The sequence below is a fragment of the Bacillota bacterium genome (assembly GCA_023511455.1).
Taxonomy (GTDB): Bacteria; Armatimonadota; HRBIN16; order HRBIN16; family HRBIN16; genus HRBIN16.
Genome location: JAIMBJ010000020.1, coordinates 16,128 through 36,541, shown reverse-complemented (window position 1 = coordinate 36,541; position 20,414 = coordinate 16,128). Strand labels below are relative to the sequence as shown.

General features: G+C 60.0%; 24 protein-coding genes. 10 read left to right on the top strand and 14 right to left on the bottom strand.

Translation table 11 applies throughout. The annotated features are described in order from the left end of the window. From K6U75_11280 to K6U75_11270, 3 genes are read right to left on the bottom strand one after another with little or no spacing between them, the layout of a single operon-like run. Nucleotides 1-954, bottom strand: a complete 954-nt coding sequence (locus K6U75_11280; protein ID MCL6475620.1) for an ABC transporter ATP-binding protein — start codon at nt 952-954, stop codon at nt 1-3. Next, a complete protein-coding gene (locus tag K6U75_11275; GenBank protein MCL6475619.1) occupies nt 951-1,889 on the bottom strand; it encodes an ABC transporter ATP-binding protein in 939 nt (312 codons plus the stop codon). The genes K6U75_11280 and K6U75_11275 overlap by 4 nt, the downstream gene beginning before the upstream one ends. Continuing rightward, nucleotides 1,886-3,319 (bottom strand): efflux RND transporter periplasmic adaptor subunit, encoded by a 1,434-nt coding sequence (locus tag K6U75_11270; GenBank protein MCL6475618.1) that lies wholly within the window; start codon nt 3,317-3,319, stop codon nt 1,886-1,888. Before K6U75_11270 ends, K6U75_11275 begins: the two co-directional genes overlap by 4 nt. A gap of 178 nt (nt 3,320-3,497) precedes the next feature. On the opposite strand from K6U75_11270, the gene K6U75_11265 reads away from it, so the two are divergent. From K6U75_11265 to hypB, 3 genes are read left to right on the top strand one after another with little or no spacing between them, the layout of a single operon-like run. Then, nucleotides 3,498-3,965 carry a hydrogenase maturation protease gene (locus K6U75_11265; protein MCL6475617.1) on the top strand — a complete coding sequence of 156 codons (468 nt, stop codon included), beginning with the start codon at nt 3,498-3,500 and terminating at the stop codon, nt 3,963-3,965. After that, complete coding sequence (hypA, locus tag K6U75_11260; protein MCL6475616.1) at nt 3,958-4,317, top strand: hydrogenase maturation nickel metallochaperone HypA; 360 nt, start codon at nt 3,958-3,960, stop codon at nt 4,315-4,317. The genes K6U75_11265 and hypA overlap by 8 nt, the downstream gene beginning before the upstream one ends. Then, entirely contained in the window at nt 4,307-4,987 is a 681-nt protein-coding gene (hypB, locus tag K6U75_11255; protein MCL6475615.1) for a hydrogenase nickel incorporation protein HypB, read from the top strand. Before hypA ends, hypB begins: the two co-directional genes overlap by 11 nt. Nucleotides 4,988-5,032: 45 nt before the next feature. Here hypB and K6U75_11250 read toward each other — a convergent pair whose 3' ends face one another. Genes K6U75_11250 through K6U75_11235 form a run of 4 tightly spaced genes read right to left on the bottom strand, consistent with a single transcriptional unit; the run spans nt 5,033 to nt 6,630 of the window. Then, nucleotides 5,033-5,236: a hypothetical protein gene (locus K6U75_11250; GenBank protein ID MCL6475614.1), complete on the bottom strand. Its 204-nt coding sequence runs from the start codon at nt 5,234-5,236 to the stop codon at nt 5,033-5,035. Between the two features lie 33 nt (nt 5,237-5,269). Then, complete coding sequence (locus K6U75_11245; protein ID MCL6475613.1) at nt 5,270-5,467, bottom strand: class I SAM-dependent methyltransferase; 198 nt, start codon at nt 5,465-5,467, stop codon at nt 5,270-5,272. A 15-nt stretch (nt 5,468-5,482) separates the two neighbouring features. Beyond that, the gene (locus K6U75_11240) at nt 5,483-6,142 is read right to left on the bottom strand and encodes a class I SAM-dependent methyltransferase (GenBank protein MCL6475612.1); all 660 of its coding nucleotides are present in this window, start codon (nt 6,140-6,142) and stop codon (nt 5,483-5,485) included. Continuing rightward, a complete protein-coding gene (locus K6U75_11235) occupies nt 6,139-6,630 on the bottom strand; it encodes a hypothetical protein (GenBank protein ID MCL6475611.1) in 492 nt (163 codons plus the stop codon). The genes K6U75_11240 and K6U75_11235 overlap by 4 nt, the downstream gene beginning before the upstream one ends. A 150-nt stretch (nt 6,631-6,780) precedes the next feature. Here K6U75_11235 and hypF point away from each other — a divergent pair, with 150 nt between their 5' ends. After that, a complete protein-coding gene (gene hypF, locus K6U75_11230) occupies nt 6,781-9,042 on the top strand; it encodes a carbamoyltransferase HypF (protein MCL6475610.1) in 2,262 nt (753 codons plus the stop codon). A 175-nt stretch (nt 9,043-9,217) separates the two neighbouring features. On the opposite strand, the gene K6U75_11225 is transcribed toward hypF, so the two are convergent. The 7 genes from K6U75_11225 to K6U75_11195 form a co-directional block, all read right to left on the bottom strand. Then, on the bottom strand, nt 9,218-9,493 hold the full coding sequence (locus K6U75_11225; GenBank protein MCL6475609.1) for a metal-sensing transcriptional repressor: 276 nt from the start codon (nt 9,491-9,493) through the stop codon (nt 9,218-9,220). Between the two features lie 59 nt (nt 9,494-9,552). Further along, entirely contained in the window at nt 9,553-10,110 is a 558-nt protein-coding gene (locus K6U75_11220) for a YeeE/YedE family protein (GenBank protein MCL6475608.1), read from the bottom strand. After that, entirely contained in the window at nt 10,107-10,682 is a 576-nt protein-coding gene (locus K6U75_11215) for a YeeE/YedE family protein (GenBank protein ID MCL6475607.1), read from the bottom strand. Before K6U75_11215 ends, K6U75_11220 begins: the two co-directional genes overlap by 4 nt. 15 nt (nt 10,683-10,697) lie before the next feature. Continuing rightward, a complete protein-coding gene (locus K6U75_11210) occupies nt 10,698-11,885 on the bottom strand; it encodes a putative sulfate exporter family transporter (GenBank protein ID MCL6475606.1) in 1,188 nt (395 codons plus the stop codon). 11 nt (nt 11,886-11,896) lie between these two features. Continuing rightward, on the bottom strand, nt 11,897-12,478 hold the full coding sequence (locus K6U75_11205) for a DsrE/DsrF/DrsH-like family protein (protein MCL6475605.1): 582 nt from the start codon (nt 12,476-12,478) through the stop codon (nt 11,897-11,899). A 14-nt stretch (nt 12,479-12,492) separates the two neighbouring features. Next, on the bottom strand, nt 12,493-12,741 hold the full coding sequence (locus K6U75_11200) for a sulfurtransferase TusA family protein (protein MCL6475604.1): 249 nt from the start codon (nt 12,739-12,741) through the stop codon (nt 12,493-12,495). A gap of 79 nt (nt 12,742-12,820) precedes the next feature. After that, nucleotides 12,821-14,032, bottom strand: a complete 1,212-nt coding sequence (locus tag K6U75_11195; GenBank protein MCL6475603.1) for an MBL fold metallo-hydrolase — start codon at nt 14,030-14,032, stop codon at nt 12,821-12,823. Between the two features lie 291 nt (nt 14,033-14,323). Between K6U75_11195 and K6U75_11190 the strand changes: the two genes are divergently transcribed. From K6U75_11190 to pth, 6 genes are all read left to right on the top strand, one after another. Further along, the gene (locus tag K6U75_11190; protein ID MCL6475602.1) at nt 14,324-15,136 is read left to right on the top strand and encodes a G5 domain-containing protein; all 813 of its coding nucleotides are present in this window, start codon (nt 14,324-14,326) and stop codon (nt 15,134-15,136) included. A 65-nt stretch (nt 15,137-15,201) separates the two neighbouring features. Then, nucleotides 15,202-16,089, top strand: coding sequence for a 16S rRNA (adenine(1518)-N(6)/adenine(1519)-N(6))-dimethyltransferase RsmA (gene rsmA, locus K6U75_11185; GenBank protein ID MCL6475601.1), 888 nt, complete (start codon nt 15,202-15,204; stop codon nt 16,087-16,089). A gap of 64 nt (nt 16,090-16,153) precedes the next feature. Next, nucleotides 16,154-17,209: a DUF2961 domain-containing protein gene (locus K6U75_11180; GenBank protein MCL6475600.1), complete on the top strand. Its 1,056-nt coding sequence runs from the start codon at nt 16,154-16,156 to the stop codon at nt 17,207-17,209. Nucleotides 17,210-17,363: 154 nt separating this feature from the next. After that, the gene (glmU, locus tag K6U75_11175) at nt 17,364-18,764 is read left to right on the top strand and encodes a bifunctional UDP-N-acetylglucosamine diphosphorylase/glucosamine-1-phosphate N-acetyltransferase GlmU (GenBank protein ID MCL6475599.1); all 1,401 of its coding nucleotides are present in this window, start codon (nt 17,364-17,366) and stop codon (nt 18,762-18,764) included. A 51-nt stretch (nt 18,765-18,815) separates the two neighbouring features. Continuing rightward, nucleotides 18,816-19,781, top strand: coding sequence for a ribose-phosphate pyrophosphokinase (locus tag K6U75_11170; GenBank protein MCL6475598.1), 966 nt, complete (start codon nt 18,816-18,818; stop codon nt 19,779-19,781). A gap of 4 nt (nt 19,782-19,785) precedes the next feature. Then, complete coding sequence (gene pth, locus K6U75_11165; protein MCL6475597.1) at nt 19,786-20,412, top strand: aminoacyl-tRNA hydrolase; 627 nt, start codon at nt 19,786-19,788, stop codon at nt 20,410-20,412. Nucleotides 20,413-20,414: the final 2 nt, after the last annotated feature.

Here is a 20,414-nt window from a genome sequence, read left to right as displayed (position 1 = left end):
CTACACGCCGTCCTCTCCCAGTCCTCTATCGGTTTGCTCCACCAGCGAAACGAACACATCTTCCAGAGAGGGCACTACCGCATCCAGATAGATAATGCGGAAGCCTTCCTTCTCCAGCTGCTGTCTGACATGCCCTGCGGCATCCACATCCGCTGGCAGAACCACGTGCAGTCGCCTGCCGAAAACCGCTGCATCGTATACCGCCGGGTCGTTCAGCAGGCTCTCCAGTGCAGCCATCTGCGGTTCTACCTCAACCTCCATCAGCTTTCCCGACGAGTAGTGCGTCTTCAGCTCGGCGGGCGTGCCCATCGCCACGATCCTGCCCCGATAGATAAGGCAGAGCCTGTTGCAATGTTCCGCCTCATCCATATAGTGCGTGGTGACAAACACGGTAACGCCCTCTCCTGCCAGCACGTCAATCAGGTCCCAGAACTGCCGTCGGGAGATGGGGTCTACTCCTGATGTGGGTTCGTCCAGAAAAAGTATCTCCGGCTCATGCACAATGGCGCATCCCAGAGCCAGCCTTTGCTTCCAGCCCATTGGCAGTTCACCGGTCAGGCTCTGTTCACGCCCTTCCAGACCAGCCATCTGCAGCACCCACCGTTTCCGTTTCGCCAGCCGCTCGGCAGACACCCCGTAGACCCCTGCGTAAAAATCGATATTTTCCGAAACGGTCAGGTCTTCATACAGCGAGAACTTCTGGGACATGTAACCGATGCGCGCTTTAATCTGTTCGGACTGTGTGCGGATATCCAGCCCGGCAACGGTTCCTGTGCCGGAGGTCGGCGAGATAATACCGCACAGCATCCGGATGGTGGTGGACTTCCCCGCGCCATTGGGACCCAGAAACCCGAAAACCTCGCCGCGCTTCACCGCGAAGGTGATACCATCCACCGCCGTAAAACTTCCGAAGCGTTTGGTCAGCCCGTGAACCTCAACAGCCCACTCGCTCATCGCGTTTCCTGCCGCTGCTTCTCGATAATGGACACAAAGACATCCTCCAGCCCGGCTACAACCTGCCGAATATGCTCCACCTGAATGCCGGATTGCGTCAGAATCTCCTGCAGGGGCTGGAACCCGGTACGGATACCTTCCAGCCAGACATGCAGACGCTCTCCATACACCTGTACACTCTTCACCTCGGGCAGTTGCGCAAGGATTTCCCTTGCCCGCCGCTGCGGATGGCAGATCATCTCCCAGAGATTACCACTCATCCGACTGCGCAGGTTATCGGGGGTGTCGCACTCGATGATACGACCGTTGTACATGAAAGCGATGCGGCTGCACCGTTCGGCTTCGTCCATATAGGGCGTGCTCACCACCAGCGTCATGCCCCTGCCCACCAGCGTGTAGAGTATCCTCCAGAAATCGCGGCGCGACACGGGGTCTACCCCCGTTGTCGGCTCGTCGAGAAAGAGGATTTCTGGCGTATGTATCAGCGTGCACGCCAGCGCAAGCTTCTGCTTCATCCCACCCGACAGGTTTTGAGCCAGACGTTTTGTGAACGGAGCCAGTCGGCTGAACTCCAGCAGCTCCTTCTGCCGGGCAAGACGCTCTTCCCTGGGCACCTGATAGACATCGGCGAAGAAGTCCAGGTTCTCCTGCACCGTCAGGTCACCGTAGAGGCTGAATCGCTGCGACATATAGCCAATGCGCCGCTTGACTTCCTCGGGATGTGTGCATACATTAAACCCGGCAACAAAGGCTTCCCCGGCATCGGGTTCGATGGCGCCCACCAGCATGCGGAAAGTGGTGGTTTTGCCCGCGCCATCGGGACCGACGATGCCGAATACTTCTCCCGGGCGCACCTGTAAATGCAACGAGTCTACCGCCACGATATGCCCGAAGGTCTTGCGAAGACCCCGTGCTTCTATCGCCCACTCGCTCATGGCGAAGCCCCGGACAGGAAAATGGTGGCGTCTGCTGGCATCCCGGGTTTGAGCTCCCCCCGCGGGTTTTCCAGCGTGATTTTCACCCCGAAAACCAGCTTCACCCGCTCCTCTTTCGTCTGCACATTCCTGGGGGTGAACTCGGGTTTGTCCGCGATCTCGGTGACCCTGCCCACGAAACGCCTGCCGGGATAGGCATCTACCGCTACCTCCGCCCGGTCGCCCAGTTTGACACGCATATTCGGCTCGGGCACATACACCTTCAGCCATACAGTATCCAGATTGGCAATGCGCACAATGGGCATCCCCGGCGTGACCAGTTCACCCTGCTCGGCAACCTTCAGTATCACCCTGCCGGATAAGGGCGCCTTAATGGTCAAGTAATCGGTCATTGCCTTCGCAGCTTCCAGTGCACCGCGAGCCTGCTCCACCTGTGCTCGCGCCGCCTGAATGGTTTCCTCCCGTGCACCGGCAAGCAGCAGGTCTAAACGCGCCCTTGCTGCAGCAACCTGCTCCAGCGCAGTGCGATACTGTGTACGGGCTAGCTCCAGCTGCTGCTTCGCTGGCAGGCGGTCGGCGTACAGCTCCCTGACCACCTGCAGGTTGCGCCTCGCACCTTCCAGCTGTGCCTTCGCCTGCGCCTCCGCCGCGCGAGCCTCTTCACGCTCTTCCGTTCGCGCTCCGGCAAGCAGCTCCGCCAGTCTTGCCTCTGCAGCAGCGACCGTCGCCTGCGCACTGTCGCGCCGGGCGATAGCGGCATCCAGCTGCTGCCTGGAGATGGCACCGGCGGCATACAGGTTCTCTGCACGTTCGGCATCTTGCCGGGCGTTCATTGCCTGTGCTTTAGCCTGTTCCACCGCGGCGCGTGCCTGTTCTATCTGCTCGTGGCGCGTCCCTGCTTCGACCAGCTCCAGCTTCGCCCTTGCCTGTCGATAGGCTTTTTCGGCGGACTCGTAAGCGGTCTGGGCACCCACCAGCTGGGCTCTCAACTCCGTTGCCTTCGCAAACATCTCCTGAACAGTTTCCAGAGTCCGGCGTGCGCCCTCTGCAGCCGCTTGCGCCTGTGCGAGGTTCGCCTGTGCCTGGCGTATCTCTTCTTCGCGTGCTCCGCTCAACAGCTCCCTCAGTCGCGCCTGCGCTGCCTCATAAGCTCCCCGCGCCTGCGCAACCTGCGCCCGAATCTCCCTGGCGTCTATCAGGGCGATAACCTGCCCCGCGAGCACTGCATCTCCCTCATCGAGCAGCAGTTTGAGGATTCTACCGGATACCTTTGCGCTGACATCCACCTCTGTAGCCTCAATGGTGCCGCTGGCAAACACCACGTTTCGCAGATGGGAAGACCCCATCCCCCACCAGCGCCATGCCATCCCCGCTGCCAGCGCCAGCAACACGACCCCGATTACAACCTTCGCTCTTCGGTGCCCTTTCAACGCTTTGTTCCTCCAGCGAAGAATGAGACGAACCCTATTCTATCCTTTGCGCTCCTCCCATCCAACCCCTGCTCCAGCCACCGACACGCTGGACAGATAGAGGTCTCAGGCGCTGGCGTGGTGAACAAATGGAGAGACGTTCCACCGCATCTGCCACTCAACGCGGGAGACACTCACCATGCACAAAGCCATCGTCATCGGTATTGGCAACCCGTATCGTCGGGATGACGGCGCGGGGATAGCTGTTGTTCGCCGCATCCGCCTGCTTGCACCCCGAGATGTGGAGGTTATAGAGTGCCCCGGCGACCTGACGATGGTACTGGACATCTGGCAGGGCTTTGGCCGGGTCATCGTGGTTGACGCCATGCGCTCGGGGCGGGCAGCTGGCGAGGTGATGCGCTTTGACGCCTCAACGCAAACCCTTCCCGCAAACATGCGCTTCTCTTCAACACACGCGATGGGCTTGAACGAAATCCTTGCCCTGGCACATGCGCTGAACCGGCTCCCCCAGAAACTGGTCATCTATGGCATCGAGGGCAGCGATTTTGGCGAGGGCGAAGGCTTGTCCGAAGAGGTCGCAAAAGCCGTAGAGGATGTGGTACGCTATATCTTGCTAGACTTGCAGAAAGGCGAAGAGGATGCATGAGTTTTCGATAGCCGACGCCATCGTGCGCGCCACACAGGAGGTTGTCCAGACGAACGGAGGCGGAAAGGTCAACCAGATACATCTTCGCATCGGTGAGCTGCGCCAGGTCGTGCCCGACGCCCTCCTTTTCGCCTTTGACATCCTGAAGCAGGATACCCCCCTGTCGGAGGCTTCCCTGCAGTGGGAAACGGTTCCCGCGCAGGTGCGGTGCAAAGTCTGCGGCAACGAGTATCGCCCGAAAGACGTTTTCTGGGAGTGTCCGTCCTGCGGCGCGATGGGTGCGGAGGTGGTGGCAGGCGAGGAGCTGGAGATAGTCGCCATTACACTGATGGAGGGATCCGATGGAGATTAAAGTGATCAGGCGAATTATGGAGGCAAGCGAACAGCACGCGCAGGTGGTGCGCCAGCAGTTGCAAGAGGCTGGGGTCGTCGCGCTCAATCTCATCAGTGCGCCCGGCTCGGGCAAGACCTCCCTGATCGAGTGCGCTATCCGCGAACTGAAAGATAAAGTCCACATCGCCGTCATCGAGGGCGACCCCGACACCACCCGCGACGCCGAGCGCATCGCCAAACTGGGCGTGCCGGTGGTGCAGATTAACACGGAAGGCGGCTGTCACCTCGATGCGACCATGGTGCTGCGTGCGCTGGAGCAAATCGACCTGGACGGCGTGCAATTGCTGTTTATCGAAAACGTGGGCAATCTGGTCTGCCCGGTCGTGTTCGACCTCGGCGAGACACGACGGGTGGCAGTGGTGAGCGCGGCAGAAGGACACGATAAACCCGCCAAGTACCCCGCCCTGTTCCGCACCGCGCAGGTTACTGTGCTGAACAAGGTAGACCTGATCCCGTATCTGGATTTCGACGAGGCGCAGTTCACGCGGGACGTGCGGCGGCTGAACCCGGAGATGCCCATCCTGCGCGTCTCGTGCCGCACGGGTGAGGGTTTGACGGAGTGGACAGGCTGGCTGTTGAACCAGACCGGCAGCACCGTTATGTCCGGAGCACTCGGTGGCGCAGGCTAAAGCCCTGCGGCTACGATCCCGTGGTTTCCAGCACCCCCAGTTCACCTACACGCACGAGGCAACGAACAGGTCTACGGGCGCGGAGGGACGTTCAGGCTGGGGTGATGCCTGCGGCATCGGCAGCAAAAACATGGTTTGCGTCGAAGACGGTAAAAACCGCAATCCCTTTTCGCGGGCGAACTGCTGGGCAGCTGCCCGCACAGTGTCCCAATCGTAGTCATGCCCTACGATGATGCCCTGCGGCTTCATTTTCGGATACCAGTTCCGCAGGTCGTTCAGGCATCACTCGTACGAGTGGTCACCATCGACGAACAGCAGGTCGATGGTTTCATCGGAGAACCGTCTCCACGCCTGCGCGCTGCCTTCGCATATCGGGATAATGCCCGTTGCCGCCGCCGTCTTGGTATAATGGTCAAACAGCTGGCGAAGCTGTCCACTTTTGTAAGCGAAAAAGCCCGTCTCTTTCGCACTTGGGTTCATCTCGACGTAGGTGTCCTACAGGTCGATACAGAAGACCTGCCCGGTCAGACCATGCCGTCTCAAACTGTGCGCGAAGATGCACGCGGACAGCCCACAAAAGCTGCCGATTTCCACGACGACCGCATGTTCTGACCGAATATATCTCACAGAGTCGTAGAGGGTCTGAATATCCGCAGGCACAGCATATCCCAGCACCCCGTTGACGGTGATAGGCAGGGTGTTACGAGAAAGTAGCATTTGCCAGTTCCCATTCGTCCAGCGATTGGCTTGGAGATTCAAGGACACGCGGTCATCCGGGGACGTCCGCCGTTTGGGGCGACTGCACACCAGAAGGTCTCCAGTTATTTCACATCGGTCAAACCACTCCGTCGTCTCACGGTGTAACATCTGGAGCGCGGGACAAACCAGCGTTGTGCCTTCCTTCATGCCCGCGGCGATGACCCCGAGAAGGGCAACATCCGTGCCCTGAAACCAGCAGACCACATCAGGCTGATAGTCTTCCATGACACTGGGTAGCGACAGTGGGGATTCCAACCAGTAGTGGTGCAGGTTGGGCGCGTCAAAAGTTTCAAAGCCGATTTGCAAACTGGTGGCGTCCCAGTCCACGTTCAGGCACTGGCTTGCCCATGAGGATAATAGTTTCGCACCGATGCCTCCGCCCCCAGCCACATTCAAAATCTTCCTTCCCTCCAAAAGAAGTTGTGCCTGCCTGTACCAGCGCGCGAGGTTCTGAATATCGATGATATCACTTTCGTTGAAAACCACGCGGGGCTCGGCAGGGGCGCGGGGGGCAGTTGCGCTTTAGGCGATAAATGGGCACCCCAGAGCGTGTCGTGGCGCAAGTGCTGCGCTGTCACCTGAATAATCGCATACAGAACTGAGGTCAAAGACTGACCGCCAGCCCGCCAAAAGGCATTGTACACAGGGGCACTCTCTATCGTCCAGCCGTTGGCATCGCCACGCACCTGAATATCCGGAACGATGAGCCGCCGGTGAACAGCGAACTTTTTGAACGCGAGGTGCAGAGTGAATGCGTTGTCGTCGCGTTTGTAAGCGCGAAACGATTCGGGTTGCATCTCGTCGCTTGCTCGAAGAAAACGCTCCACATCATCTGCCGTGACAATCCCGCTTAAACCTGTTACCCCAGCCGTGTGCATGGTCATCTCCCAGAAATAGCCCCTGTGGCGTCAGTACCTACTGAATTATCGGACAGGTATCTCGACAACCTGAGAGGGTGTGCAGTCAGTTTGAAACAGGCTTGTAGATTCTGCTATACTTCGACAGCACGACCTGGTGCGCGCCTTCATTCGACGATGCACAGCACGGTTCGGATACGTCTGGTCATTCGTGGGGCGGTACAGGGGGTGGGCTTTCGCCCGTTTATCTACCGCCTTGCGACCGAGCTCGGCTTAAAAGGCTGGGTACTCAACTCTGCGCAGGGCGTGTTCATCGAGGTCGAGGGACCAGTGGAAACCCTGCAGCAGTTCGTGCGGCGCGTGGAAAGCGACAGGCCCCCGCGCGCTTTCATCCAGAGCCTCGAGCAGTCGATACTCGACCCGATAGGCTACACCGCTTTCGAAATCCGCCACAGCGAGGAGAGCGGCGAGAAGGTTGCACTCATCCTGCCCGACATCGCCACCTGCCCCGACTGCCTGCACGAAATCTTCGACCCCGCCGACCGCCGTTACCGTTATCCCTTCACTAACTGCACCAACTGCGGTCCGCGCTACAGCATCATGGAGGCGTTGCCCTACGACCGCCCGAACACCACCATGAAGGCGTTCACCATGTGCCCCATGTGTCGGGAGGAGTACGAAAACCCTGCCGACCGCCGATTCCATGCACAGCCTAACGCCTGCCCCGAATGCGGACCCCATCTCGAGTTGTGGGATGAGCAGGGCAGCTGCCTTGCCCGACACCATGAGGCGTTGCTTCAGGCGGCGGAGTCAATCCGTGAGGGGCGTATTGTCGCGGTCAAGGGGCTGGGAGGCTTTCACCTGATAGTGGATGCCCGCAACGATGCCGCCATTCGACGCCTGCGCGAGCGCAAACGGCGGGAAGAGAAGCCCTTTGCGCTGATGTACCCGTCACTGGAGCAGGTGATAGCGCACTGCGAGGTGAACGAAGCGGAAGAGCGTGTACTCCGGTCGCCCGAATCGCCCATTGTGTTGTTGCGCAGGAGGGAGATAGAGGCGGTTGCCCCATCCGTCGCCCCGAACAACCCCTATCTGGGAGTGATGCTGCCTTACACTCCCCTGCACCATCTGCTGATGCACGAGCTGGGTTTCCCTGTGGTTGCCACCAGCGGCAACCTCTCGGACGAGCCGATTTGCACCGACGAGCGCGAAGCCTTGCATCGCCTCGCGGGCATCGCCGACCTGTTTTTGGTTCACAATCGTCCCATCGCCCGCCATGTGGACGATTCGGTGGTGCGGGTGCTGTTAGGACGCGAACTGGTACTCCGGCGGGCGCGCGGCTATGCCCCCCTGCCCGTTCTGGTGAAACAGCCCCTTCCCCCTTTGTTGGCGGTGGGGGCGCATCTGAAAAACACCGTCGCCCTGAGCGTGGGCAATCAGGTGTTCATCAGTCAGCACATCGGCGATTTGGAGACACCGCAGGCACTGGAGGCGTTCCATCGCGTCATCAGGGATGTGAAAGAGTTGTGGGAGCACCAGCCACAGGCGGTCGCTTGCGACATGCACCCCGACTATCTCTCCACGCAGGCGGCGCACAGGATGGGCATTCCTGTTGTGCCCGTTCAGCACCACGTAGCGCACATCCTGTCGTGCATGGCGGAAAACGAGCTGGAACCGCCAGTGCTGGGCATCTCGTGGGACGGCACGGGCTACGGTACCGACGGCACCATCTGGGGCGGCGAGTTCCTGCTTATCCACGAGGGTGGCTGGCAAAGGGTTGCCCATCTGCGTCCTTTCCGCCTGCCTGGCGGCGACCGCGCCATCAAGGAGCCGCGCCGCTCTGCGCTGGGAGTGCTTTACGAGCGCTATGGCGAACAGGCTTTCCAGACGCTACGGGGCGTATTTACGGAACAAGAACTCGCCGCCTTGAGCCAAATGCTCCGACGTGGCATCAACGCCCCTATCACCACCAGCGCAGGCAGGTTGTTCGACGCGGTGGCTTGCCTCGTCGGCTTACGGCAGGTGGTGAACTATGAAGGGCAGGCAGCGATGGAGCTGGAGTTCCGTCTGCACGGCGTGACGACGGATGAGAGTTACCCCTTCGCGGTAGACCAGACCTCGTCCGACGCGCCAGTCATCCTCGACTGGCGTCCGATGCTACCTGAACTGCTGCTGGATGTAGCCGCTGGCGTGCCTGTCGGCTGGATTTCCGCCAGGTTCCACAACATGCTTGTCGAGATGATGGTCGCAGTGTTGAAGCGGGCGGGTGTGGAGTGCATCGCGCTGAGCGGCGGCTGTTTCCAGAACGCCTACCTGACGGGGCGAGCAGTGCAACGCCTGCGTGAGGAAGGGTTTCGCCCCTACTGGCATCAGCGCGTCCCTCCCAACGACGGGGGAATCGCGCTGGGGCAAATCGTAGGGGCGAGCGGTTTAGGCTGAAGACCGGGTTGCTCCCGTTTGCTTTCAGGTGCGCGAGCAGACATCGGTAATCGACCTGTGCGGATTGGCACTGCCCACACCACAGCCGTCTCTTGCGCTTAGACTACGCCAGCGGGGCAGTCGCCCCTATGCTGCGACCGACGAGAACACAGGCGTCAGTGCGGAGCCATCGCGCCTATGAATACCGCATCAGGATGCGCACAAGGGAGAGCAGTTTCGCCTGTGCCGCCGGGTCTGCCATCTGACCACCCGAGCAGTTGTGCTGGATGGTGCTGGCGACCATGTGGGCGAAGGCTTTATTCAATGCCTCACGTACCGCCGCTAGCTGCTGAGCCACCAGTTCGCAGCTCTCCTCGCGCTCGATCATCTCACGGATGCCGCGGATTTGCCCTTCAATGCGCGCCAGGCGGTCCTGCAGCTCCTTCTTATCTTCCCGTCTCACCAGCTTCAGTTCATTCGCGGTTGTTTGCACGTGATGATGCCTCCTCTTTCTCCGTTCTCATGGTTTCACTACGCGCCTGACCTTTCGCGATGCGCACGCTCCATGCGAGATAGCACCGCCACCAAAAACATCAGCAACGCCCCGATGCCCAATGCCAGAACCACCGCAGGTAGTCCTGTCAGCGATGGCAGGGTGACCTTCCCGAAGTTTGCCACCTCAAAGAAGACTGGCTTCAGCAATGGGTAAGCAAAGATAAACGCCACCGTCCCCGCTAGTGCCCCAAATAGGGTGGCTATGCCTTCTCGTATTCCGCTGGCTGCGCCTACAAGCGCCGTGCCAGGACAGTAGCCGCCTAACGCCATGCCAACGCCGAACACTGCCGCGCCTGCGAGGATACCCCACAGGTGCAAAGACTTCACCTTAAAGTGTATCGCACCCGGCATCAGCACGTCCAGCACCGCGCTGCCGACCAGCCCCACAGCGATGGCAGTAAGCATCACCTTCAGCATCGTGAAGTCGCGTAGCCACAACCCTCGATGCACGATATTGCATCGGGAGAACCCCGCTCGATACAGCGCGTAACCGAAAGCCAGACCGAACATCAAGCCCAGCCATTTCTCGTTCATGGTGTTGCACCTCCTGTTGGTTCTCGGAAAAGCAGTTTGGCGACGAGCAGTCCGGTGGCGAAGGCGACCGCCCCGAACAGGAACCCGCTCACCGCCATCTGTGCGATACCGCTGAGCATATGTCCAGTGGTACAACCGTTCGCCAGCCGCGCGCCAAACAAGATGAGAAAGCCCCCCATGAAGGCGCGCAGCCATCTGCGGACGGGGCTACCTTCAAAGCCGCGGATCACCACCACTGGCGCAGCCGCGGGTTGGGCGTTCGCCCGACGGGAGAGCCAGTGAGCGAGCATCGCCCCGAGAAACATGCCCAGAACCAGCATCACCTCCCAGCCGATTCTGGCGCCTACCTCTTGCAGGTAAGGCTGCCGTTCAGCAAACCCCGGCGATAGCCGGTCAAGAACATATCCCACCAGTTGGGGGTAAGCGGTCGATACGCCAAGGGGCGCGTAGGAGAGCATAGCCAGTATCTGCACCACACCAATCAGCGCGCCCCACCGCAGCCAGCCGGGTACGGAGACCCAGCTGGCGCGGGTAGTCGTGGAAGTTTGCTTGGTCTGCGATACAGTCGTCATGGTATCCCTCCGCGATTAAAGTTTCACGAACTGCCCCAGCAGCAGGGACAGCACCAGCCCAATCGCCCCGACGAGCAGGGCGCCCACGAAGCCAACCGCAAAAGGCTTCATGCCCAGCCCCTTGAACACCGAGAAGCTGGTACCCAGTCCCACCGCTGCCATCGCCGTGCCGAGCAGATAGCGCGAGCCCCACTGCTCGCCGATCAGGGTGGTCATCGCTTTCCACTGCTCCGCACTCCACACGCCGAAGGCGGCACCGTTCGCCAGCGTCGCATCCCCAGCCGAGCGCACCAGCGCCATCGCCAGAAAGCCCAGCACGAAAGCGGGGAACAGCTTCAGGATGCTCACGCGCGAATCGCCCCCGTCCTGCCCCGACGCACGCAGCTGGCGCAAGTAGTAGAAAGCCATCAGTGGCACGACCACCGCCAGGAACAGGTTGCGGGTGAGCTTGGTCACGGTTGCCGCCTGAAACGCGACATCGTCATGGAACATCTCCTTGTATGCCAGCGCGGCACCCACCACCTGAGCGGTTTCGTGAACCGCGATGCCGAGGAACAGCCCCACCTGCTCGGAAGTAGACAGCAGGGAATGTGCCAGATAGGGATACAGGAACATGCCCAACAGCCCGAACAGGGTTACGTTCGCTACGGCGTATGCCACCTCTCGCTGTTCTGCCTTGATGGCAGGAGCGGTAGACACAATCGCGGTCACACCACAGATGCCTGTGCCCGCCGCAATGAGAGTGCCTAACCGCTCCGGCAGTTTCAGCATCCGGTTGAACCAGCTGATAAGCACCAGACCGCTGGCAATCGCCACCACGACAATGGGAATGCCCCAGGCACCCAGTTTCAGCACATCCAGCAGGCTGAGCTTGATGCCCACCAGAATGATGCCCAGCCGCAGCAGCTTGGTGACGGCGAAATGGATACCGGGCTGTAAACTCTGGGGCAGGGGCAACACATTGCGCAGCAAGATGCCCACCAGTATCGCCACCAACACCCCGGATAGAGGCGCGCTTTTGCCCGTGGGGTCGATGCCCTGCGCCCGGAGCAGAGCGATGCCGATGACGTCCGCCAGCCACAGGGACACCAGCATGATGCCTGCCGCCACTGCCACACCCGGCAGCAGCTGACGCACCTCGCTGAAACGACCGACCCCAAACAGCGCATACGCGAGGCGATTATTGACAACGTTCGTGGTCATAGGTCACCTCCTCAGATGAACAGAGTCACGCGCGAGCGCAGTGCCTCGCCCAAAAAGGTGGCAACGCCACCGAGCTCGACCCCGTCGCGGATTTCTTCGTCGGTGACGCCCATCACATCGCGCGACATCTCGCAGGCGATGGTGCGCACGCCCAGGTCGTCTGCCAGCTGCATCAGCTCCTCCAGTGAACTCACCTTCTTCTCATGCATCATGGCCCGCATCATCTTCGCGCCGATGCCGAAGAAGTTCATCCGCGACAGCGGCAGGTCGCGCGAACCGGATGGTGACATCAGCGCCATCAGCTTCTCCCCGAACTTCTTGCCCGATAGCTGCTTCTTGCGGCGCAGCGCGTTGAGACCCCAGAACGTGAAGAACATCGAGACGTTCTGTCCCAACGCTGCCGCGCCAGTCGCAATCACGAACGCTGCCAGCACCCGGTCCAACTCACCCGAGAACACCACGATGGACACGCGGTCATCGGGGAGACGGCTCTCCAGCTCCTGCACACGCGCCTCGAGCGCCTGCAGACGCTCGTACACGGCGTGCCCGTTGGACGATACGTCGTGCTGCAACACCTCTGTCTGCGGATTCATGCTCGCACCTCCTTCTAGCTCACTCGCCTGACGTAATGGACATACACTTCCTTGCCGTCTAACTGCTCCGTCTCCTGAGCCAGCAGCTCGATGTTTTTCGCTGCCTGCGCCCAGCCCTGGAAGTCCTTCACCGAGCCGCGGTCAGTGCTCAATACCTTCAGCACCTGACCGGGCTGCAGCGTGTTTACCTCTTGCCGTGCCTTGACAATCGGCATGGGGCACGATAGTCCACGAACGTCCAGCATCTTGTCGAAGTTCATCATCGTTACCTCCTTTGTCGTTGTTCTTTAGAAGGGATGGGCGGTTGGGCTGGCGCTTGCGCCAGCCCAACCTGTCACGGTCTTACTGGTATGCCTGCGCCAGCGCGCAGATGTTCTTGCCCAGCTCCAGCTCAGATGCCTTCTCCTCGTCCGGGATGAGCAGCCCCGCGTTGACCCGCTTGATATCCACATACTGGGGCGGGAAGACGGGCAGGCTGCTCAGGATATACTCCACGAACTCTTTCTCACTGCGCTGTGCCATGACCAGCCCCTCGTTCCTCTGCTTCAGCTCGGCCAGGGTCATTGCAAACACGCCGTTTGCGTCCGCTTCTCGCAGCGAGCTGAAATGTCCGGGAAACACCACCACCTCATCGGGCAGGCTCAGCAGCTTGCGCAGCGAATGGTAGTGAATGGGTGCCCAGGTGTCGCCGCGACCGCCGAGGTCGGGACGAGCGATAGACTCGATGAAGATGCTGTCGCCGGTCAAGAGGTACTGCCCGTTGACCAGATACACCACGTTGCCCAGCGTATGGCCGGGAATGTGGATGGTCTCGATGGTCGCCTCGCCCACGCGGAACTGTTGACCATCCCACAGCGGCTGGTATTCGAGGCGCGGAGGCAACACATCGATCGGGTGGATACCATCGTAGGGATGCATGTAGTATGGCACACCCAGCTGCCTGGAGAGATACGAGCCGCCGCTGATGTGGTCAGCATGGGCGTGCGTATCCAGAATCAGGCGAATGCTTAGCCCCTTCTCCTCCGCGAAGCGCAGGTAGTGTTCCGTATGCCGCAGTGGGTCGACAATCGCTGCTTCGCCATTGGAAGCAATGATGTAGCTGAGACAACCGCGCGCCGGTCGGCTCACCTGATAGATGCTCAATGCAGGCTGCTCCACGACGGCTTTGACATCGTAGAAGTTACCCCATGCCAGCGTTCCCCCTGCCAGATTGATTGCCTCGTAGCCCAGCGCACGAAGCCCCTCAGCCACCAAGGCAGAGGTGCCACCCTTCGCGCAGACCACGAGGATGGGCTGGTCCTTGGGAAGCCACCCTGCAAGCTCCTGCTTTGCGTAGGCAATGACCGACTCCACCACGTCATCCGCCCCACCCTGCTCCAGAATCTCGAAATAGGGTACGTTGTGCGTCGGGATAGGACGGCGTCCCTCCACTTTCCACGCATCGAACTCGTCGCGGTTGCGCACATCCAGAATGTAGAACGGCTCCTCTCGGTCGAGTCGCTCTTTCAGCTCTTGCGCCGTCCACTCGGTTTTGGTAGCGGTCAGGCTTGCCATGATGACACCTCCTTTAGCTCATCTATTTATTGTCGCTAGCAGTATACCATACGGGGTATAGTATATGCAAGGTTTCCAAAAGCAAAACATTCAAAAAGGAAAAAGTGCAGGCTAAAGCCTGCGGCTACATTTTGGGTATTTTCGCCGCGTATCGGTTGACACCCGCGGTTGTTTCGTGGTAAAATGCACGAGCGTTACAACGCCTGTTCAAAGGCGGGGGTAACTTGACAACCTGCGTCCCGACGGCACCGAAAAAGCCCCCTCGGGGGGTGCCCGAAAGGAGGTACCGACGTGCACTTGCGTGAAGCGTACGGCAGAGCGCTGTTCGCGTCTCTGCTGATAGCTGCAACCCTGTGTGCGTTCGTGACCGCAGACGCAGGACGCCGATTCTCGGTGCGCCTGCGCGAAAGTGGCACGGTGCGTACATTGGACACACAAGCCGCAACCGTCGCAGAACTCTTGCGCGAAGCGGAGATACGCCTGGAGAAGTTGGACCGCGTCCAACCGCCTCCGGCAACGCCTCTTGCCGATGGCATGGAAGTGGTGGTGACCCGGGTGCGCCAGCAGATGGTTACCGAGGAGCAGAGAATCCCGGCACCTGTGAAGCGATTTGCGGACCCGGCACTGCGTCCGGGCGTCAAGCGGGTGGTAGAGGAGGGACAGGATGGGAGGAAGCGCATCCAGTGGCTCGTCACCACCGTGGACGGGCAGGAGGTGTCCCGAAAGGTGTTAGCGTCCAAAGTAATCTCGCAACCCAAGCCGCGCATCGAGCGGTACGGGGCGGGCGGCTCGCTGCCCGCGCGAGGTTTCTTCAGCGGACGGCGTGTGCTTACCATGATCGCTACGGGCTACGCACCTTATGCCTGTGGCGGCAGCCGTACGGGACGCACCGCGACCGGGATTAAAGCCGGCTACGGCACGGTTGCCGTAGACCCGCGCTACATCCCGCTTGGCACGCGCCTGTATATCGAAGGTTATGGCTATGCGATTGCTGCAGATACCGGCGGAGACATTAAAGGCAATCGCATCGACCTTGGGCACGACACTTATCACCAAGCGAAGCGAGTCGGTATGCGCAAGGTCAAAGTATACATCTTGGACTAACACCTGAACATGGGCGGAGCCTTTGTGCTCCGCCTTTTCCATTCCCTGACTGCGGAGGGCATGGCGTGAAGCTCACCTCGCCATCTCAGATACGTCTCGTGCTGCTGCAATTTGGGCTGACACCCGACAAACGCAAGGGACAGCACTTTCTGGGTGACCACAACATCCTGGAGAAAATCCTTCAAGCCGCCGACCTCTCGCCGGAAGAGGGGGCGATGGAAATCGGCAGCGGTATCGGCACGCTGACCCGTGCGCTGGCGCAACACGCCAAACAGGTTCTCACCTTTGAAGTGGATACCAAACTGATACCCATCATCCAGCACCATCTGCGCGGATTGCAAAATGTCCGCCTGATACACGGCGACTTTCTCCGCCAGAACCTGCCGCAGCTGATACAGGACACCTTTGGAGATACGCCTTTCAAAGTGGTGGCGAACATCCCCTACGGTATCACCAGCCCCATCCTGGACCGGCTCTTCGGCGTTGCCAGCGGCTGGGATCGCGCGGTGCTGATGATGCAGCGCGAGGTCGCCGAACGGTTGATCGCGGAGCCGGGTACTCCCGAATACAGCGCCATCAGCGTCTTCGCCCAGTACCATTCCAGAGTGGAAATCGTGCAGAGGGTCTCGCGCACGGTATTCTATCCACCGCCAGAAGTGGACAGCGCGATTGTGCGTTTCACTCCTCTTCCCAAGCGTCTGCCGCCCGACGAGGAAAAGAGGCTTTTCCGCGTGGTGCGCGCGGCATTCGGGCAGCGGCGAAAAACCCTGCTCAACGCCCTCAGTGGCGGGCTGGGTCTGCCGCGCGAGCAGGTGGAAGCCGGACTGCGAAACGCTGGCATTGACCCACAGCGGCGCGGCGAAACGCTGACCCTGGAGGAGTTTATCGTGCTATCGCGGTGGCTACTGGGCGATGTCCAGACCGCACGGGAAAAGTCGTCTGCGGAAGGATAGCCCGTACTGAACTGCGAAAAAGGTTTTATGCTATCCGGTGACAAACCCTGCACGGAGGATTTGGATGAACGAGTTGCACCTGCTGAACCTGGGATTGGGTAGCCTTCCGCTGTTGTCCAGCGCGGAAACACGCTCCATTTCCGCCGAAAACCCCAACGGCGAGCGAGGCGGCGGCGCGAAAGCGGAACCCGACGAACATAACGCCGCTTCCATGCTGGGCAGAGGCTGGAAGGTTCGTCCCTGCATCACCCTTGAACCCGGAACCACTACCACGCTGGCAGACATTCAGGGACCGGGCATCATCCAGCATATCTGGATTACCGTTGACGTGAAAGCCTACCGCGATACCATATTGCGCATGTACTGGGATGACGAAAGCACGCCGTCGGTAGAAGTGCCTCTGGGAGACTTTTTCTGCAACGGGCATGGATTGCGCTATAACGTGGTATCCATCCCTGTCGCAGTTAACCCGTCGGGCGGTTTCAACTGTTACCTGCCGATGCCCTTCCGCAAGCGAGCGCGAATCACTATTGAGAATCAGCGGTGGGAGCCCATTCACGGCTTCTTCTACCAGATTACCTACGCGCTGACGGACATCCCCGACAACGCAGCTTATCTTCATGCGCAGTGGCGACGTTCCATGACCTCGCGTGAATGCCCTGAACACGTCATCGTGGACGGGGTCAAGGGGCAGGGACACTACGTCGGCACGTTTCTGGCGTGGACGCAGCTCTCCAATGGCTGGTGGGGCGAAGGCGAAATCAAGTTCTACATGGATGGCGATACCGAGTATCCCACCATCTGCGGTACGGGCACGGAAGACTACTTCTGCGGCGCATGGTGCTTTGGTGAAACCTTCAACGCGCCCTTTACAGGCTATCCCCTGTGGCGCAAGGAACCCGGCGAGGTGCCCCGGCACGGACTGTACCGCTGGCACATCTACGACCCCATCCGCTTCAAGCAAAGCCTGAAGGTAACCATCCAGGCATTGGGCTGGTGGCCCAACGGCAAGTTCCAGCCGCTCACCGACGACATCGCATCGGTGGCATACTGGTATCAGGCAGAGCCGCACGCGCCCTTCCCCACCTTGCCTCCGATGCACGAGCGATGGTCGCGGTAAACGACAGGGGTGTGGGCGAGGCTGACCCACGCCCCGTCCCCTTGACCAAATGAGGGTGTTGGCGCGTTTGACATTTTCGGCGTGGGTTTGATACCATGTTATCGCTAAAGAGCACTGAAGGACACCCGGAAGGGCGTTGCTTCTTTCATGGAGGATGGGCGTGAGTAAACCTTCACTGACTGCCGTCATCATGGCGGCGGGCAAAAGCACCCGAATGAAATCCCGTTTGCCCAAACCGCTTCATCTCTTGTGCGGAAAACCCTTGCTTTCATACCTTCTGGATGCCTGCCGGTCGGCAGGAGTCGCCCGCACCATTGTGGTGGTGGGTCACGAAGCGGAGCGTGTGCAGGAGGCTTTTCGCGGACAGTGCGAGTTTGTCCTTCAGGAGGAGCAGCTGGGCACAGGACACGCCGTGATGAGCGCAAGGCCGCTGCTGAACGACTACGCAGGTGACCTGCTGGTGCTTCCGGGCGATACCCCGCTCATAGACGGCGAAACCCTGCGCAAACTGGCGGAACATCACCACAGCAGCGGCGCGGTTGCCACCCTGTTGACTGCAGTACTGCCCCACGATGCAGGGATGTATGGGCGCGTGCTGCGCGACCCCAACGGCAAAGTAACAGGCATAGTAGAAGCAAAGGACGCCTCCCACCAGCAGCTGGCTGTGCGAGAAATCAACACATCCATCTACTGCTTCAACGCGCCTGCCCTGTTTGGCGCGCTGGGGGAAATCCGTCCCGACAACGCACAGGGCGAGTACTATCTGACCGATGTCATTGGGCTGTTCACCCGCAAAGGCGACCGGGTGGAAGCTGTCATTGCCGACGACTGGCAGGTAACACTGGGGGTAAACACCCGCGTGGAGCTGGCGGACGTCGCGGCGCGCCTGCGTCGGCGCATCATGGAAAACCTGATGCTATCGGGGGTTACCATCGTAGACCCAACGAACACCTACATCGACGCTGACGTGCAAATCGGGCAGGATACCGTCGTCCACCCGAACACCTACATTCTGGGCAACACCGTTATTGGAGAAGAGTGCGAAATCGGACCTATGGCGCGAATCGAGAACAGCCAGATAGGCAATCGCACCACGGTGCTGGCGTCGCAGGTGGTGGAGAGTCGGCTGGGTGACAGCGTGCGCGTGGGCCCGTTTGCCAACCTGCGTCCGGGCACTGTCGTGGGCAACGGCACGAAGATTGGCGACTTCGTGGAGGTGAAGAACTCCATTATCGAAGAAAACGTCAGCATGGCGCATCTGACCTACGTGGGCGATGCGCAGGTCGGGGCGAATACCAACATCGGTGCCGGCACCATCACCTGCAACTACGACGGCAAGCGCAAGCATCGCACTATCATCGGCAGGGGATGCTTCATCGGCTCGCACGCCACGTTAATTGCCCCGCTACAGATAGGCGATGGTGCGTATGTCGCCGCCGCCTCGGCGATAACCGATGACGTGCCACCGGATTCGCTGGCAATCGCCCGCTGCCGACAGGTAGTCAAAGAGGAGTGGGCAAAACGACGTCGGGAACAATCTTCTTCTGAGGGATAGCCTATGGATGACGACTTGAATAACAACAAAGACAGAGCAAACGAAGACCGCATGCGCATCTTCACCGGCAACGCCAACCCCGCGCTGGCTCAGAAAATCGCAGAATGCCTCAAGAAGCAGCTGGGGCAGATACTGGTGTCCCGCTTCTCAGACGGGGAGATTCGCGTACAGGTTGGAGAGAACGCACGGGGACTGGACGTGTTCATTGTGCAGCCAACCTGCGCTCCGGTCAATGAGAATCTGATGGAGTTATTGATTATGCTGGACGCCTTCCGGCGTGCCTCAGCAAGACGTATCACGTGCGTTATCCCCTATTACGGCTACGCGAGGCAGGATAAGAAGGTGAAACCCCGTGAGCCGATAACCGCCCGCCTCGTGGCTAATCTTCTGGAGGTGGCAGGTGCAAACCGCATTCTGACCGTAGACCTGCACGCCCAGCAGATTCAGGGCTTCTTCAACCTGCCCGTCGATCACCTTTATGCCGGTCCCATCATTGGCAAGTATCTGATCGAACAGGGACTGGTGCATAAAAACTGCGTGGTGGTCTCGCCTGACGTAGCCGGTACTCCTCGCGCCAAGGCGCTGGCGGAGATGCTGGATGTGCCCTTCGCCATCATTGCCAAGCGACGTCCGGAGCCCAACAAAGTGGAAGTGATGGAAGTGGTGGGTAACGTGGAAGGCAAGACCGCCATCATGATCGATGACATGGTGGACACAGGCGGTTCGCTGGTGCAGGGAGCAGAAGCGCTGATCGAGCGGGGTGCGACGGACGTGATTGCCTGTTGCACCCACGCGGTGCTTTCCGGCGACGCCCCCGAGCGGATCCGCCGCTCGCCCATCCAGCAGCTTGTTGTCACGGACACCATTCCCTTACCACCGGACAAAAGGAACGAAAAAATTACCGTCCTGACGGTATCCCGGCTTCTGGCAGACGCCATCCTGCGCATTCACCTCGACCACTCTGTCAGTAAGTTATTCGAACAGCAGAGCGAAGAGGTACGGATGCGGAACTCCTGAACCCATGCGGATATGGTTTGGAAGAACTCAAGAGGTACATCCGGAGTGGATTGTGCTGGGGTTGGGCAATCCGGGTGCGGAGTATGCCCATACCCGGCACAATATCGGTTTTGACGTGGTAGACATCCTCGCCAGCCGCCATCGCATTCGCCTGAACCTGAGCCGCGACCATGCCCGCTACGGACTGGGAATGATTGCCGAGGTACCTGTGCTGCTGGCGAAGCCGATGACCTACATGAATCGCAGTGGCGAAGCGGCACGAGCACTGCTACAACGCTATCCGAGAGACGTTTCTCATTTGCTGGTGGTGGTGGATGATGTAGCGCTGCCTCTGGGCAGGATCCGCATTCGCCCTTCTGGCTCTGATGGCGGGCACAACGGCCTGGAGTCTATCATCCAGTGCGTGGGCACGCAGGCGTTTCCGCGCGTGCGCGTGGGCATTGGCAGTCCCCCACCGGGGCAGATGGTGGAGTATGTGCTCTCCCGCTTTGCCCCTCCAGAGCAACCGATTATCGACGAGGCTCTACAACGCGCCGCCGACGCAGTCGAAGCGATTATCGCCGAAGGGGTGCAGGCGGCGATGAACCGCTTCAACGCACAGAACACTGCCGCAGGCTCCGGGGAAACATAAAC